We start from the raw sequence: 15,831 nt of genomic DNA, 5'->3' as shown, positions 1-15,831 counted from the left end.
TGTCACATCCTATTGTTCCGTTGAGGCTGTTGCATTTTTGTCCATTGCAGCATCACTCGCGGCAATTTTGTTAGATACAAGTACGAATGGTAGATAAATGACTGTTGCGACGGCTAGACAGAGCAAGCCGACCAGAAGCGCGAGCCAGTTTCCTCCTGTACCAAGGAATGGAATCAGTGGTCCTGGAGTTGTCCAAGGCACTTGATAGGCGACAGGTGGAATAAGTTTTGTTGAGATGAAGAAGTAACCAATTAATGTATTGATTGCTGGTGTGATGATGAAAGGAATAACCATAATTGGGTTTAATACGATTGGTAAACCGAAAATAACTGGTTCATTGATGTTGAAAATCCCTGGTGCTAGTGATAGTTTCGCGATATCGCGGTAGTCTGCACGACGGGATGCGATAAAGATAGCAATCAGTAAACCTAGAGTCATACCAGATCCGCCGTAGTTTGCGAATCCGTCATTTAGGCCAGCCCATGTTGCTGGGTAAGGAGCGCCCCAAGCAGAACCATGTTGTGCTACGTAAGATAAGTTATCTAAGTTTGGTTCAGTGAAGATGGTGTCACGAATAGCCGCAACAGTGTTAGGCCCGTGAATACCAAGAACCCAAAGTAAGTTAGAAACAAGCCCGATGATAATTACAGAGAATACGTTAGTTCCCATGTCTTTAAGTGGCGCTTGAATAACTGTGTAAACAAGGTCGTTTAAACCTTCTGGAGCGATTAAAGTGATTAAGTAGTTAATTACAGAGAAAAGAATAGTGATGATGATAACTGGAATTAATACTTTAAAAGAACGAGCAACTGCTGGTGGTACTTGGTCAGGCATTTTAATCATTAAACGAGGGGATCTAGCTAGACGGCTAAATACTTCCCCAGTAATAATTGCTACGATAATAGCAACGAAAAGGCCTTGTGCGCCTAAGAATTTGATTGTCATGTAAGATGCATTGTCAACTACTGTGTAAGGTGTATAAACGATAAAGAATGCACCTATCGAGGTAAGTCCACAGAGTAAATCATCCTGTTTAAAGAAGATGGCGAGATTCCGTGCGACTAAGAATACAATCAGAATCGCCATAATATTAGTCGAACCTTGCATTACCGGCGAAAATACAGCCTGTGCATCTGCTAAATTAGGGAAGATTTTCCCTAGGAATAAAATTTTTGCAATAAAGCCATCTGGTGATAATACTGCGAAGTTAATCAAAGTGATAATTGAACCCGCCATAATTAATGGGAAAACTAAAATAAATGCATCACGAATTGCTGCAATATGGCGCTGCGAGTTCAATTTATTCGCAACTGGTACTAAAACACGTTCCATGCCGTGTTCAAATTTTGACATTATACTCATTTTAAAACCTCCCTATTTTAAATGAAACTCCCTTAACCAATCTCCGCGAAAGCTTTTTCAAGAACGGCTTTCCCATTTAACATACCATAATCTTTCATATCAATTACCACAACAGGGATGCGACCTTGTACAAGTTCATCCACTTGCGGTTTTTGGTAACGGACTTGAGGTCCAAGCATAACGATATCCATTTTATCTACTACGCTGCTAGCTTCAGATACTGGTAATGCTTCAATTTCAATTTCTTCCCCAACAGAGGTTGCGTGCGCTTTCATTTTAGTAACGAGTAAGCTTGTCGACATTCCGGCCGCACATACAAGTAATATTTTTTTCATTAAAATTTCCCTCCCAAAATGGTTGAAGCAGAGAGAGAACAAGGCTTATTTGCCCTGTTCTTCTACTAAATTAGCTCCATTTGCTTCGATTGTCTTTTTATACCAGTAAAAACTGTCTTTTTTATAGCGTTTTAATTCTTTTTCATCGTTTTCGTCGCGGTCAACATATACGAAACCGTAACGTTTTTGGTAGCCGTTTAACCAGCTTAGTAAATCTGTGAAGCTCCAAGTGCAGTAACCAAGCATCTCTACGCCGTCCGTGATTGCTTCTTGGATTGCTAGAGCATGCGCGCGAATGTATTCAATCCGGTACTCATCGTGGATTTTGTGGTCTTCCGTCAAGCTATCATACTCACCAAGACCATTTTCAGTAATCATGATTGGTAATTTATAGCGGTTAGTAATTCTACGTAAGCCAATGCGCAAGCCAGTTGGATCAATGTCCCAGTCCCAATTCGTTTTCTCTAAGTAAGGGTTGTTGGTGTTTTTGTATAACCCCGGTATACCAGTTTCCTCGGAAGTGCCTTTTTCGCCAGTTGTGTTCATTTTCCCAGAACCAACGCCGTCTTTCCCATTAAATGCATGAGTCATTGAGCGGTAATAGTTAACTCCCATGAAATCAGGTTTCCCTTTTTTCAGAAGTTCCGTATCGCCTGGTAAGATTTCCGGTGCAAGACCGTGCTCTTCCAGCCAGTTCCAAGTAGCGGTAGGATATTCACCCCATGTGTAAACATCCATCCAGAAATGGGCATTGAATTCTTCGGAGTTTTCAGAAGCTAACACGTTTGCTGGGTTGGCATCAATGGAGTAACTTGGTCCGTAAGCAAAACTTGGTCCAATTTTTCCAGATGTTCCTAGCTCGCGGAATTTAGCAATTGCAGAAGCATTCGCCAAGTTCGCATTGTGATTTGCCGCAAACATACGCTTGTCGTCAGAAACGCCAGGTGGGTGATACGCCAATTTGTAACCATGTGAGATAAATACGTTTTGTTCATTAAGTGTTACCCAGTATTTAACTCGGCCATTAAAGCGTTCGAAGAGAAGGGCAGCGTAGTTAGTGAAATCTTCTACGACTTTGCGCGACTCCCATCCACCATATTCGTCTTGCAGCCCTTGCGGAATATCCCAGTGGTAAAGTGTAACAACAGGCTCAATTCCGTAAGAAAGAAGTTCATCAATCAAATTATCATAGAATTTCAGTCCAGCTTCGTTAACTTCCCCGTTACCATGCGGGATAACGCGACTCCATGCGACAGAGAAACGATATGCTTTTAGGCCCTGTTCAGCCATTAGCGCGACATCTTCTTTATAACGATGATAATTGTCCACCGCTACATCTCCGTTTGTTTCTTTGAATGTTGTTCCAGGAATACGAACAAATTCATCCCATACAGATGGTCCTTTGCCATCCTCATCCCAGGCACCTTCTACTTGGTACGCTGCAGAAGCTGATCCCCATAGAAAATCTTTTGGGAAAGGTTTCAACTTATTATGTTCCATTATGGCACCTCCAAAAATTATGTGCGATTAGTCTGTTTTAGTTTTGCTTGCCTTATTAATGTAAACGGTTTCGACTAATTGGTAAATAGATTTTGGTGCTTTGGGTTCGTGTTTCACATCAATGGTATAAGTTTCTAATCTGAAACGCTGTGTTTCGTGCATGTGATTGGGAGAACAATTGACATTTATAGTAGCATCCCTTATTCTATATGTATTAATGAAAAGAGGTGAGATGACATGTTTCTTTTGAATGCGCGAACTAGTATAGCTAAATTTTTGTATATTGTCCGTGCAATTTTTTCCGGTATTGCAGTTACGTTGGTGAAGTCTGCCCAAAAAACTGTATAACGAGAAAAAATGAGAGAAGCATGGAGTCACGCAATCGGTAGTATGGTACTAAATTAGTATTATACTTATAATTGGCGTCGGGCGCTTGTCTGACGCTTTTTTGTTGTCTGGAAAATTGTTTCACGTGAAACATTTTGCCATGCTTCCTTGGATAAATGGAGGAAAAAATGACAATAGTAGCAATGAATGATGTAGTTAAAAGTTTTACTGGAGATATTATTTTAGAGAAAGTTTCCTTTCAATTAGAAGAAGGTGAGCGTGTCGGTTTAATCGGTCGAAATGGGGAAGGGAAAAGTACCATTTTGAAGATTTTAAAAGGGATTGAGAGTGTTGATAGTGGGATTGTAACGAGTAAAAAGGGTGCGAGGATTGGGCTTTTAGAGCAATTGTCGAGTGTGGATCCTAATATAATAGTAGAACAATATTTGCGGACTAGTTTTGGTGAGCTGGAGGCTTTGGAAAAAGAATTGCGGTCATTAGAAGTGGAAATGGCAACGAACTCAAGCGAAAAACTAATGAACCGTTATGGGGATAAAATGGCATTATTTGGCGAGCTTGGTGGATATGAGATGGACGCTGATTTGAGCAAAGTAGTGAATGGACTAGGAATTGGTATGTTACTGCCGCAGAGATGGGGAGATTTAAGTGGTGGTGAGAAAACGAAGGCAGCGCTAGCTCATTTATTATTGCAGAAAACGGACTTATTACTGTTAGATGAGCCGACCAACCATTTGGATTTAATGGCGGTGGAGTGGTTGACCACGTTTTTACAACATTATTCTAGAACCGTGCTCGTTGTTTCCCATGATCGCTACTTTTTAGATGAGGTAGTTCAGAAAATGGTGGAGCTGGAGAGTCGTGAATTAATCGTCTATCACACGAATTTTTCTGGATATTTAAAAGAGCGTGAGGAACGATTATTACGCGAATTCCAAGATTATAAAGACCAACAAAAGAAAATTAAAAAGATGCAACAAGCTATCAAACGACTGCGGCAGTGGGCGATGCAAGCTAATCCGCCAAACGATGCCATGTTCCGCCGAGCAAAAAATATGGAGCGCGCATTAGAGCGAATGGAGAAAGTGAAGCGACCAGTTTTAACGCAAAAACAAATGCAATTACAGTTCGATGAAGCAGGTCGAAGTGGCCAGGAAGTAGTGATTCTGGATAGTTTAAGCAAAACTTTTGGTGAGAAAGAAATTGTGCGTGACGTCTCGTTGCAAGTTAGGCAAGGAGAGCGGGTGGCGATTATTGGTGAAAATGGTGCTGGGAAATCCACTTTGCTTAAAATAATGGAAGGAAAGGTGACCCCGGATATTGGGGTGGTCAAAGTCGGCGCAAGTGTGAAAATCGCCTCGCTGTCGCAACAAATGGAAGAGCTAAACGAAGAGCAGACTGTACTGGAGGCTTTCCGCGATAAGGTTGCGGTGACAGAAGGGGAAGCGCGTCAAATGTTAGCAGGCTTCATGTTTTATGGGGAAATGGTTTTTCGAAAAGTGGCGAATATCAGCGGTGGTGAACGAATGCGGCTCCGGTTGGCACAATTTATTAATATGCCAGTGAATACGCTGATTCTTGATGAGCCAACCAATCATTTAGATATTGCTTCACGTGAAGTTTTAGAAGAAGCGATTCGGACTTTTACTGGCACAATCATTACTGTATCGCATGACCGATACTTTATTGACCAGCTTTGTTCTAAAGTGATTTGGCTTGAGAATAAGCAATTAACGGTGTACGAAGGTAATTATAGCTATGCGGTTAGTAAACGGGAATAAGCCCCTTGCTGGAAATCGCTCTCAAAATAAATTAGAATGAAGAAAAGAGGTGATGGTATGGAGATAACAGTTGTAAAAGGTGATATTACAAAACAAGACGTAGATGTCATTGTGAACGCGGCGAATCCGGGTCTTTTAGGCGGTGGCGGGGTGGACGGTGCTATCCATCAAGCGGCGGGGCCTGATTTATTAAAAGAGTGTCAGGAAGTCATTAATCGAATTGGCTCATGTCCGGCTGGTGAAGCAGTCATTACATCTGCGGGTGATTTAAAAGCGAGCTACATTATTCATGCAGTAGGGCCAATTTGGAAAGACGGCGAGCATCAGGAAGCAAATAAACTGGCTTCTTGTTATTGGAAAGCATTAGATTTAGCAGCTGGAAAAGACTTAGCATCAATCGCTTTTCCTAATATTTCGACTGGTGTGTATGGTTTTCCGAAAAAACTAGCAGCCGAAGTAGCTCTTTATACCGTTCGTAAATGGATGGAAGAAGAATATGATTCTAGCATTGAAGAGATACGTTTTGTTTGTTTTGATGAAGAAAACGCCACACTATATAACGAATTAATAAATAGCGAAGTCGTTTAAGATAACAATCTTAGACGGCTTTTTAAAATGTTTCACGTGAAACATTTTTTACTATATTTTCTGAATAAAACAACAACGGAAAACCTTCTTGACATAGCTCCTAGCTTCTTGTAACATCATATTCAATAACTAAAAATATACATTGGCTATTTCAGCATGATTATAAAAGACAAGTCGCATGATGTGGATATTTTCCACCATTTTTTCTTTATCAAAATAAGGAAAAGATGATGCGTTTTTTCTATATAAAAAAGCGAGTACCAATAAAAAAGGAGTGTTTGCGACCCATGTGGGAGACAAAATTTGCAAAAGAAGGCTTAACATTTGATGATGTTTTACTTGTTCCAGCGAAATCGGACGTATTACCGAATGATGTAGATTTAAGTGTAGAAATGGCTCCATCACTCAAATTAAATGTACCAATTTGGAGTGCCGGAATGGACACAATTACAGAAGCTAAAATGGCGATTGCTATTGCGCGCCAAGGCGGAATCGGTGTTGTTCATAAGAATATGAGTATTGAGCAACAAGCAGAAGAAATCGAAAAAGTAAAACGTTCCGAAAGCGGCGTTATTATTGATCCATTTTATCTGACTCCAGATCACCAAGTTTTTGCTGCAGAGCATTTGATGGGTAAATATCGTATTTCTGGTGTTCCAATCGTGAACAATGAGCAGGAGCGCAAACTAGTTGGGATTTTAACTAACCGTGATTTACGTTTTATTTCTGATTATTCCACAGTAATTAAAGATGTTATGACAAAGGAAAACCTAGTGACAGCACCAGTTGGGACTACGCTAAAACAAGCTGAGCAGATTCTTCAAAAGCACCGTATTGAGAAATTACCACTTGTTGATGAAGCGGGTATTCTAAAAGGGCTTATCACTATTAAAGATATCGAAAAAGTAATTGAATTCCCGAATTCTGCTAAAGATAAACACGGTCGACTACTTGCGGCTGCGGCTGTTGGGATTACGAATGACACATTTGTGCGCGTAGAGAAATTAATCGAAGCTGGTGTGGATGCGATTGTTATTGATACTGCGCACGGACATTCAGCGGGCGTTATTAATAAAATTTCTGAAATTCGCCAAACGTTTAAAGATGTAGTAATTGTTGCAGGAAACGTTGCGACATCTGAAGGAGCACGTGCTCTTTTTGAAGTTGGCGTTGATATTGTAAAAGTTGGGATTGGTCCCGGTTCAATCTGTACGACTCGAGTTGTTGCAGGTGTTGGGGTACCACAAATCACGGCTATTTATGATTGTGCGACTGTTGCGCGCGAATTTGGTAAAACAATTATCGCGGATGGCGGCATTAAATATTCTGGTGATATCGTGAAAGCATTAGCTGCCGGAGGAAATGCGGTTATGCTCGGAAGTATGCTCGCTGGAACAGATGAAAGTCCTGGTGAAACAGAAATTTTCCAAGGTCGTCAATTTAAAACGTATCGTGGCATGGGTAGTCTGGCAGCGATGGAGCACGGTTCTAAAGATCGTTATTTCCAAGCGGATGCTAAAAAACTCGTTCCTGAAGGTATTGAAGGGCGCGTTCCTTATAAAGGTTCCGTTGCTGACATTATTTTCCAATTAGTTGGCGGTATTCGCTCAGGTATGGGCTACACTGGCTCGCCTGATTTAAGACATCTTCGCGAAGAAGCGGCGTTCGTTCGTATGACTGGCGCGGGGCTTCGTGAAAGTCACCCACATGATATTCAAATTACAAAAGAAGCACCAAACTATAGCATTTCTTAAGGTCGAAAAAGCAGGAATCTCTTCCAAAAGAGGTTTCTGCTTTTTAATTTCTACTATAAAAATAAGAAAACCGCGAGAAAACACGAATTTCCTCAAAAAGCTTCAATTACAGTCGTAAAACCGCTATACTGTTTCTATAGAGGAGGCGTGAAAAAAGATAATGATAGAGCAAGCAAGAGCTATTTTACAGCAAAACTTTGGTTATCAAGATTTTCGGGATGGACAAGTAGACGTTATTTCGAAGCTTTGTGCAGGAGAAGACACGCTAGCAATCATGCCAACTGGTGGCGGGAAGTCGCTTTGTTACCAGATCCCAGCACTTCTTTTTGACGGTTTAACCATTGTTGTTTCTCCGCTAATTTCACTTATGAAGGATCAAGTAGATGCGCTAGTCTCAGAAGGGATAGCAGCTACTTTTATTAATAGTACACTGACTAACAGAGAAATAGATATCCGTTTGGATGCCGCGTTTTCCGGCGAGCTAAAAATGCTTTATATTGCACCAGAGCGAGTTGAAACGCCGGGTTTCCAACGTTTAATTGAGCAAGTACCGATTTCGTTATTTGCGATTGATGAAGCGCACTGTATCTCGCAGTGGGGCCATGATTTTCGGCCGAGCTACCTGACACTGTGCGATAGTTTAGACAAAATGACTAGGCGCCCGCTCGTTATCGCACTCACAGCGACGGCAACGCAAGCTGTTTCGGATGATATTTGTCGATTATTAAAAATAAATGCGAATTCGGTTGTTAAAACTGGATTTTCCAGAGATAATTTAGCCTTTCAAGTCGTAAAAGGACAAGACAAAGATAAGTATTTGATTGATTATTTAACGAAGAATGCGACAGAATCTGGCATTATTTATGCTTCCACACGAAAAGAAGTGGAGCGTTTACACAGTTTCTTGCTTAAAAAAGGCGTTGAGTCAGGGATGTATCATGGTGGCATGACTGATATAGCGCGAAAAGATTGGCAGGAAAAGTTTCTATACGATGATATTCGTGTTATTGTTGCAACGAACGCCTTTGGAATGGGAATTAACAAATCCAATGTGCGCTTTGTTATTCATTATAATATTCCGCGTAATATTGAAGCGTACTATCAAGAAGCTGGTCGTGCTGGTCGAGACGGCGTTCCGAGTGATTGTATTTTACTATTTTCGCCGCAAGATAGCCGAATCCAGCAGTTTTTAATTGAACAATCCGAAATGGATGATGAGCGTAAACAAAATGAATTCGCCAAACTTCGTCAAATGACGGGCTATGGTTATACGGAAATTTGTTTGCAGAAGTATATTGTGCAATATTTTGGCGATGACGAGGAAAACTGCGGAAAATGTAGTAATTGTTTAGATACAAGAGAAGCCACGGACATTACGATTTTAGCGCAACAGGTTTTCTCGTGTATTAAAAGAATGGGTGAGCGTTTCGGAAAAGTATTGATTGCTAAGGTTTTGACGGGTTCAGCTGACCAAAAAGTAAAAGATTGGCGCTTTGAAGAACTCAGTACGTATGGTTTAATGAAGGATGCTTCTCAAAAAGATGTCTTGCAATTAATTGATTACTTGACTGCAGAAAAATATTTGCAACCAACCGATAGCCAATTTCCTTCGCTGAAACTGACCGATAGAGCGGTATCAGTGTTAAGAGGCGAACTCAAAGTGGAACGCAAACAAGCGAAACGTGCTGAAAAAGTTAAAATTGACGTAAATAGTGACCTTTTCGAGAAATTACGAGAAGTCCGGCGTGAACTGGCAGCGAAACACAAAGTGCCGCCATATATCATTTTTTCAGATGAAACGCTACGTGAAATGTGTGCGTATATGCCACAAACGGAAGATGCACTGCTTGAGGTCAAGGGTATCGGTGCGATGAAACGCGATAAATATGGCGCTGAATTCTTGGCCGTTTTGCAAGAAGAAGTAGCGAAATAAGATAGAAGAGAGGGTTTTGACAGATGACAAAAACATTAGTGCTGGCAGAGAAACCGTCTGTCGGTAAAGATATTGGCCGAGTATTAGGTGCCAAACAAGGTAATAACGGCTATTTAGAAGGCGGTAAATATGTAGTAACTTGGGCGCTAGGACACCTTGTAACACTAGCAGATCCGGAGCGCTACGACTCCAAATACAAAAGCTGGAACATGGAAGATCTACCAATGCTCCCAGAGAAAATGAAACTAGAGCCAATCAAGCAAACGAGAAAACAATATGAAACGGTTAAAAAGTTAATGAACCGCACAGACATAACAACCATCGTTATCGCAACTGACGCCGGTCGAGAAGGAGAATTAGTAGCTCGCTGGATTATTGATTACGCAAAAATCAAGAAACCGCTAAAAAGACTATGGATTTCCTCTGTAACAGATAAAGCAATACGTGAAGGCTTTGAACACTTAAAACCTGGAAAAGCATACGAAAATTTGTATCACTCGGCTGTTGCGCGTTCTGAAGCTGACTGGGTAGTAGGTATCAATGCTACACGTGCGCTAACGACGAAATACAATGCGCAACTATCTTGTGGTCGTGTGCAAACACCAACTCTTGCGATGATTCAACATCGTGAGGAAGAAATACGCAACTTTAAACCGCGTGAATACTACGGAATTACAGCGCTAACTGAGCAAGAATGTTTCACGTGGAACAATGGACAAACATTTGATAAAGCTTTAGCCGAAAAATTAGTGAAGTCTTTACAAGGTGAAGATGCGGTAATTACAGATGTTTCCATGAAAGAAAAGAAGACTTTCTCACCAGGGCTATACGATTTAACAGAACTACAACGCGATGCCAATAATCGATATGATTTTTCAGCTAAAGAAACGCTGAATATCATGCAAACATTATATGAGCGTCATAAAATATTAACGTATCCGCGTACCGACTCGCGCTTTATTTCAACAGATATCGTACCAACACTAAAAGAACGCTTGGCGGCTTGTGGTGTAGGTGAAAATGCTAAAGCTGCCCGTCAAATCAGCGGGAAACCAATCAAAGCAAACAAATCATTTGTCGATAACAGCAAGGTAAGTGACCATCATGCTATTATCCCAACCGAGCAACCAGTTTCGCTCGGAGATTTAAGTGATAAAGAACGAAAAATTTATGACTTAGTTGTCAAACGTTTCTTAGCAGTACTTTCCGACCCATATATTTACGAGGAAACTTCAGTTGAAGCCAAAATTGGCCAAGAAGATTTCACGCTGAAAGGGAAAGTCGTTAAATCGCTTGGCTGGAAAAGCATTTACGGGGAAGCTCGCGAGCCTGATCAATTAACCAAAATGCAAAAAGGCGACAAAATCCCGGTTAAACGAGTAAACTTAGAAACCGGCAAAACGAAACCTCCAGCAAGATTTAACGAGGCAACGTTACTTTCTGCAATGGAAAATCCATCTAAATACATGGAAACCTCCAACAAAGCGTTAGCCAAAACACTTGGCGAAACTGGCGGACTTGGAACCGTTGCAACTCGCGCAGACATCATTGAAAAGCTATTTAATAGTTTCTCCTTAGAAAAACAAGGCAAGGATATCCAAATTACTTCTAAAGGACGTCAATTACTCGAATTAGTCCCGGAAGATTTAAAATCCCCAGAGCTAACGGCGCGCTGGGAACAAAAACTATCTAAAATCGCAAAAGGTGAACTAGATTATCGTAAATTCACTGCAGAAATGCGCGATTACGCCAAAAAAGCAGTAACAGAAATCAAGCAAAATGATAAAAAATTCCGTCACGACAACATTACATCGCAAAAATGTCCGGATTGCGGCAAACCGATGCTAAAAGTAAAAGGCAAACGTGGAACGATGTTAGTCTGTCAGGACCGTGAATGTGGTCACCGCGAATCCGTTTCAAGAACGACAAATGCGCGCTGCCCGAATTGTCATAAACGTATGGAAATGCGTGGCGAAGGAGATAAACAGATTTTCGTGTGCGCTTGTGGACACCGTGAAAAACTAGCTGCATTCCAACAACGTCGCGATAAGCAGAAAAATAAAAACGTATCCAAAACGGATGTAGCTAAATTCATGAAGAAACAAAACAAGCAAGAAGATGAACCATTTAATAATCCAATGGCAGAAGCACTAGCTAAACTAAAGCTAGATAAATAAGCGTAAACAAAGCGACCCACTCAAATTGAGTGGGTCGCTTTGTTTGACATAGTCTCCTGTATACGAAACAATAAAATGGCAATCAATATCAAAAAGGAGATGTTTCACGTGAAACATAATCGATTAATAATTGAAACAGATATTCCAGCAAAAATGCGCGATGGGGTGACTTTATATGCAGATATATATCGTCCGGCAGATGAAGGCACGTATCCAGTTTTACTAACTAGATTGCCGTACAGCAAGTCATATGGGCTACATTTTATTCGGCCTAATATTTTAGCAGAGCAAGGCTATATTGTAATTGTTCAAGATGTTCGCGGCAGATATGCATCAGAAGGGGAATTTGTCCCATACATAGCGGAAGTGGATGATGGTTATGACACAATTGAATGGGCGGCTAGCCTACCTTATTCTAATGGTGATGTCGGCATGTTCGGTTTGTCATATTACGGTTACACACAAATTCTAGCCGCATTAAGTGGTAACACGCATTTAAAAGCTATTGCTCCAATTATGGCGCAAAATAGCATGACAGACGTGTTCAATGATCATGATGGCGCACTGGAATTAGGTATGTGGGAAACGTGGAACTTAGAATCGATGCTTCCAAACATGCTAACGCGCAAATACGATACACGTGAAGAACTAGAAAAAGCTGCCAACACCTTAATGAAAAATCTGGATAAATTAGATGAACTATATAAATTTAAACCATATAAAAACTGGCCGGCAATAGGTGAGAAAGAAATGCCTTATTTTTCAGAGCTGCTAAATTATGAGCCAACCCACAACCACTGGCAAAAAATTGATGCAAAAAGCAATTACGATAAAATCAATGTACCGGGACTCCACGTTGCTGGCTGGTATGACTGCTTTTTAGACAAAACTATCGCTAATTTTCAAAATGGTCATCACCGCGGACTTGGCGATAAACTTATCATTGGACCTTGGACACATGCTAATTTTGGTCAGATGATTGGTGACCGTGATTTTGGGATGGCAGCTACCAAATGGGGCGAAGCAAATATGCACGCGCGTCATCTAGAATGGTTCAATCACTGGCTAAAACAAGAGCCACTCCCTGAAACAGCCCGGGTAAACTACTTTGTTATGGGATTAAACGATTGGAAAACCACAGATACTTGGCCACCTCAAAACACCGATTTTACCCCGCTTTATTTTAAAACAGGCGAAGTAACAGCTGAATTTACATCACCAAAACAAACCTCAGAAGCAAATTTTACTTACAACCCAGAAAATCCAGTTCCTTCAAATGGCGGGGGGACGCTTCATAAAGAACTACATGCAGACGGTCCGCGCGATCAGCAGCACCTAGAACTTCGGGATGACATTCTTTGCTATACAACAGCGCCACTAGAAGGAGATTTGGAAGTAACTGGACCAGTCCAAGTAAAATTATGGGCGAAAACAGATGCACCAAACACAGATTTCACCGCTAAACTGGTAGATGTTTTTCCAGATGGCACTGCGTTTAACTTGGCAGATGGAATTATTCGCGCAAGTAAACAACACGGCAATCAAGTCCAAAATCAGATTAACGAATATACCATCGATCTATGGGCAACGAGCAACTTATTCCAAAAAGGTCACCAAATCCGCATCGAAATATCTTCCAGTAATTTTCCGAGATTTGACCCGAATCCAAACACAGGCGATAGTTTCATTAATTCCACCGAAAGCCAAATCGCGCATCAAACCATTTATCATAGCCCGGATTACCCTTCGCATATTCTTTTGCCAATTTCTCGCTAGAAAAACGGACTTTTGGGCGAAAAGTTTTATATACGACACTGCTAAATCATGGTAAAATATGAAAGTATCGGCCTAAAAAAATGAAATCTATTTCAAAAAGGGAATTTTTAAAGTAGATTTCTTTATTAAAATATAGATAAAATGAGCCAATAGTTTGCTCAAATGAAGGAGAAGTTGCAGTGAAAAACATAATGAAAAAGACAGGGATTGCAATCATGGCAGCATCCCTTGCAGTGAGTGGCTTCTTAGTAAGTCCGAAAGCAGCACAAGCCGCAGAAGCACCAAATGTAAATGCAAATGCAGCAATCGCAATTGAAGAGAGTACTGGAAAAATTTTATATTCAAAAGACGCTGACAAGCTGATGGGTATCGCATCCATGACGAAAATGATGGATGAATATTTACTACTGGAAGCAATCGATAAGGGACAATTAAAATGGGACGATAAAGTAACCATTTCTGAATATGCGTTTAAAGTTTCCCAAGACACATCACTATCGAACGTACCACTTAGACTTGGTGAAGATTATACGGTGCAAGAATTGTATGAAGCAATGGCAATCTATTCTGCAAACGGTGCAGCAATTGCGCTTTCCGAAAAAATTGCAGGATCTGAAAAAGATTTTGTTGACGCGATGAATAAAAAAGCAGAAAAACTTGGATTAGGTGAGCACAAATTTGTTAACTCGACTGGTCTTAACAATGAAGATTTAAAAGGCGAGGAACAAGTAGGTGGGCCAAAAGACGAAAATCAAATGACGGCGCGCGGTATGGCGAAGTTGGCGAAACACTTAATTGATGATTATCCAGACGTACTAAAAACGGCAAGTATCACAAAAAAAGAATTCCGCAAAGGCACATCAGATCAAATTGATATGTCCAACTGGAACTGGCTACTACCGGGCTTAATTTATGGCCGCCAAGGTGTAGATGGTTTGAAAACTGGGACAACTGATTATGCCGGAATGTGCTTAACCGCAACAGCTGTACAAGATGGCATGCGTGTTATCACAGTCGTTCTTCATGCAAACGGCGGCGCACCTGGAGCGCATACAAGTGCCCGTTTTGACGAAACTAACAAAATGCTCGACTACGCTTTTAACAATTTTAAAGTAAAAGAAGTACAAAAAGCTGGTTCTAAAGTGAAAGATCCTTCTACGCTCGCAGTAAATAAAGGCAAAGAAGATACAGTCGGACTAGTGACAAAAGACGCTGTGAAGCTAGTTGTACCTAAGAACGACAATTCACCTAAACTAAACACAAAAGTAACTCTAAAAGAGAAAAAAATCGAAGCACCCGTTGAAAAAGGTACGACAGTTGGCGAAATGGAAGTATCTCTAAAAGATGGAGATGACCTAGGCTACCTTGACGGAAAACAAACCGAAACAATCGACGTACAAACTGCTAGCGACGTTGAAAAAGCAAACTGGTTCATGCTTTCCACGCAAGCAGTTGGCTCCTTCTTTACAGGTATCGGAAGTTACGTTTCTAATGGCGTGCAAGGTTGGTTTAATTAAGAAAATATACGTGAATTTACACATTTTATGATTTTTTAAGAAGTTTTATTAATAACGATGTTCCGTGTTTTTTATGATGATATGGACAGGAAAGGTAGCATTCTGCGGAGTGCTACCTTTTTTTGTGTGGTGAAATCGTTGGCGGGGACTTGTTTTTGCGTTCCCTGAAATGAGGGTTCTCCGAAAAGAGAGTTTAACATACTGAAAGAGAAAATTAATAATTGAAAGTGCAAATGTGACAGAAATTTGAACGTTGCTAGAAGCATATAAAAATAGTCTTTTTTTATGATATACTTGCTGAGATTGTGATAAGACGGGGGTTTTAGGATGAGGAAATTATTGAAAAACAAGAAATTTTGGATAGTCTTGATAATGCTTTTAGTATTAATTGTAGTACTTTTATTAGTACTTCAAAAATGTGCGCATGATGAAAAAGAGACGAAACCATTAGAAGTGGAGCAAGATTTCAAGCGGAATTACGCGAAATGGTCGGATTTGAAATTAAATGGAGACATTTGTAATCCAACTTATTTAGCGGAGTTGCGGGAGATGGAGAAGGATTTTCAAACTATTTATACAAATGCCAAAAAGCCGAAAGTATGGGATGGTTTATCCAAAAAAGATCAGACCATTTATACTGCTTATGGTGATGTAGGGTCAGAGCTGAAAACGATGAATGATGCAATTGAGGCGCAGGAATATGAAAAAGCGCAGCAAGTTCTGACAAAGATTTTAGAGATAGAAAAAGGTGTAAAGCAATAAA

The 15,831-nt window shown here is 40.6% G+C and carries 12 protein-coding genes; 8 read left to right on the top strand and 4 right to left on the bottom strand.

The genetic code is table 11. The features are described from left to right. Window positions 1-9: 9 nt before the first annotated feature. The 4 genes from HCB49_RS10745 to HCB49_RS10730 are packed head-to-tail and all read right to left on the bottom strand — an operon-like array spanning window position 10 to window position 3,575. Window positions 10-1,362 carry a PTS sugar transporter subunit IIC gene (locus tag HCB49_RS10745; RefSeq protein ID WP_003725316.1) on the bottom strand — a complete coding sequence of 451 codons (1,353 nt, stop codon included), beginning with the start codon at window positions 1,360-1,362 and terminating at the stop codon, window positions 10-12. A gap of 32 nt (window positions 1,363-1,394) precedes the next feature. Continuing rightward, a complete protein-coding gene (locus tag HCB49_RS10740; RefSeq protein ID WP_061394699.1) occupies window positions 1,395-1,697 on the bottom strand; it encodes a PTS sugar transporter subunit IIB in 303 nt (100 codons plus the stop codon). A gap of 45 nt (window positions 1,698-1,742) precedes the next feature. Further along, on the bottom strand, window positions 1,743-3,197 hold the full coding sequence (locus tag HCB49_RS10735) for a glycoside hydrolase family 1 protein (RefSeq protein ID WP_185604932.1): 1,455 nt from the start codon (window positions 3,195-3,197) through the stop codon (window positions 1,743-1,745). Window positions 3,198-3,224: 27 nt separating this feature from the next. Then, on the bottom strand, window positions 3,225-3,575 hold the full coding sequence (locus HCB49_RS10730) for a hypothetical protein (protein ID WP_185604931.1): 351 nt from the start codon (window positions 3,573-3,575) through the stop codon (window positions 3,225-3,227). 137 nt (window positions 3,576-3,712) lie between these two features. Between HCB49_RS10730 and abc-f the strand changes: the two genes are divergently transcribed. The 8 genes from abc-f (at window position 3,713) to HCB49_RS10690 (ending at window position 15,830) form a co-directional block, all read left to right on the top strand. After that, window positions 3,713-5,323, top strand: coding sequence for a ribosomal protection-like ABC-F family protein (gene abc-f / locus HCB49_RS10725; RefSeq protein WP_185604930.1), 1,611 nt, complete (start codon window positions 3,713-3,715; stop codon window positions 5,321-5,323). Between the two features lie 57 nt (window positions 5,324-5,380). Beyond that, complete coding sequence (locus HCB49_RS10720) at window positions 5,381-5,911, top strand: ADP-ribose-binding protein (protein ID WP_185604929.1); 531 nt, start codon at window positions 5,381-5,383, stop codon at window positions 5,909-5,911. Between the two features lie 287 nt (window positions 5,912-6,198). After that, entirely contained in the window at window positions 6,199-7,665 is a 1,467-nt protein-coding gene (gene guaB / locus HCB49_RS10715) for an IMP dehydrogenase (protein ID WP_185391818.1), read from the top strand. A gap of 160 nt (window positions 7,666-7,825) precedes the next feature. Continuing rightward, window positions 7,826-9,598: a DNA helicase RecQ gene (recQ, locus tag HCB49_RS10710; RefSeq protein WP_185604928.1), complete on the top strand. Its 1,773-nt coding sequence runs from the start codon at window positions 7,826-7,828 to the stop codon at window positions 9,596-9,598. A gap of 23 nt (window positions 9,599-9,621) precedes the next feature. Next, complete coding sequence (locus HCB49_RS10705; RefSeq protein WP_185604927.1) at window positions 9,622-11,775, top strand: DNA topoisomerase III; 2,154 nt, start codon at window positions 9,622-9,624, stop codon at window positions 11,773-11,775. Window positions 11,776-11,883: 108 nt separating this feature from the next. Further along, window positions 11,884-13,551 (top strand): CocE/NonD family hydrolase, encoded by a 1,668-nt coding sequence (locus tag HCB49_RS10700; protein WP_185604926.1) that lies wholly within the window; start codon window positions 11,884-11,886, stop codon window positions 13,549-13,551. A 179-nt stretch (window positions 13,552-13,730) separates the two neighbouring features. Continuing rightward, window positions 13,731-15,068: a D-alanyl-D-alanine carboxypeptidase PBPD1 gene (pbpD1, locus tag HCB49_RS10695; RefSeq protein WP_185604925.1), complete on the top strand. Its 1,338-nt coding sequence runs from the start codon at window positions 13,731-13,733 to the stop codon at window positions 15,066-15,068. Between the two features lie 327 nt (window positions 15,069-15,395). After that, window positions 15,396-15,830: a hypothetical protein gene (locus HCB49_RS10690; protein ID WP_185604924.1), complete on the top strand. Its 435-nt coding sequence runs from the start codon at window positions 15,396-15,398 to the stop codon at window positions 15,828-15,830. The last annotated feature ends 1 nt before the right edge of the window (window position 15,831 follow it).

It is taken from the genome of Listeria cossartiae subsp. cayugensis, from assembly GCF_014229095.1.
Lineage (GTDB): Bacteria > Bacillota > Bacilli > Lactobacillales > Listeriaceae > Listeria > Listeria cayugensis.
Note: the sequence above shows the minus strand (reverse complement) of the source record. Positions and strands in the feature narration are given on the sequence as shown.

Bases quoted from the DNA above. Each gene is read 5' to 3' on its own strand.
- HCB49_RS10745 (WP_003725316.1), bottom strand. From the start codon at position 1,362: ATGAGTATAATGTCAAAATTTGAACACGGCATGGAACGTGTTTTAGTA.
- HCB49_RS10735 (WP_185604932.1), bottom strand. From the start codon at position 3,197: ATGGAACATAATAAGTTGAAACCTTTCCCAAAAGATTTTCTATGGGGA.
- HCB49_RS10705 (WP_185604927.1), top strand. From the start codon at position 9,622: ATGACAAAAACATTAGTGCTGGCAGAGAAACCGTCTGTCGGTAAAGAT.
- abc-f (WP_185604930.1), top strand. From the start codon at position 3,713: ATGACAATAGTAGCAATGAATGATGTAGTTAAAAGTTTTACTGGAGAT.
- HCB49_RS10720 (WP_185604929.1), top strand. From the start codon at position 5,381: ATGGAGATAACAGTTGTAAAAGGTGATATTACAAAACAAGACGTAGAT.
- HCB49_RS10740 (WP_061394699.1), bottom strand. From the start codon at position 1,697: ATGAAAAAAATATTACTTGTATGTGCGGCCGGAATGTCGACAAGCTTA.
- guaB (WP_185391818.1), top strand. From the start codon at position 6,199: ATGTGGGAGACAAAATTTGCAAAAGAAGGCTTAACATTTGATGATGTT.
- recQ (WP_185604928.1), top strand. From the start codon at position 7,826: ATGATAGAGCAAGCAAGAGCTATTTTACAGCAAAACTTTGGTTATCAA.
- HCB49_RS10690 (WP_185604924.1), top strand. From the start codon at position 15,396: ATGAGGAAATTATTGAAAAACAAGAAATTTTGGATAGTCTTGATAATG.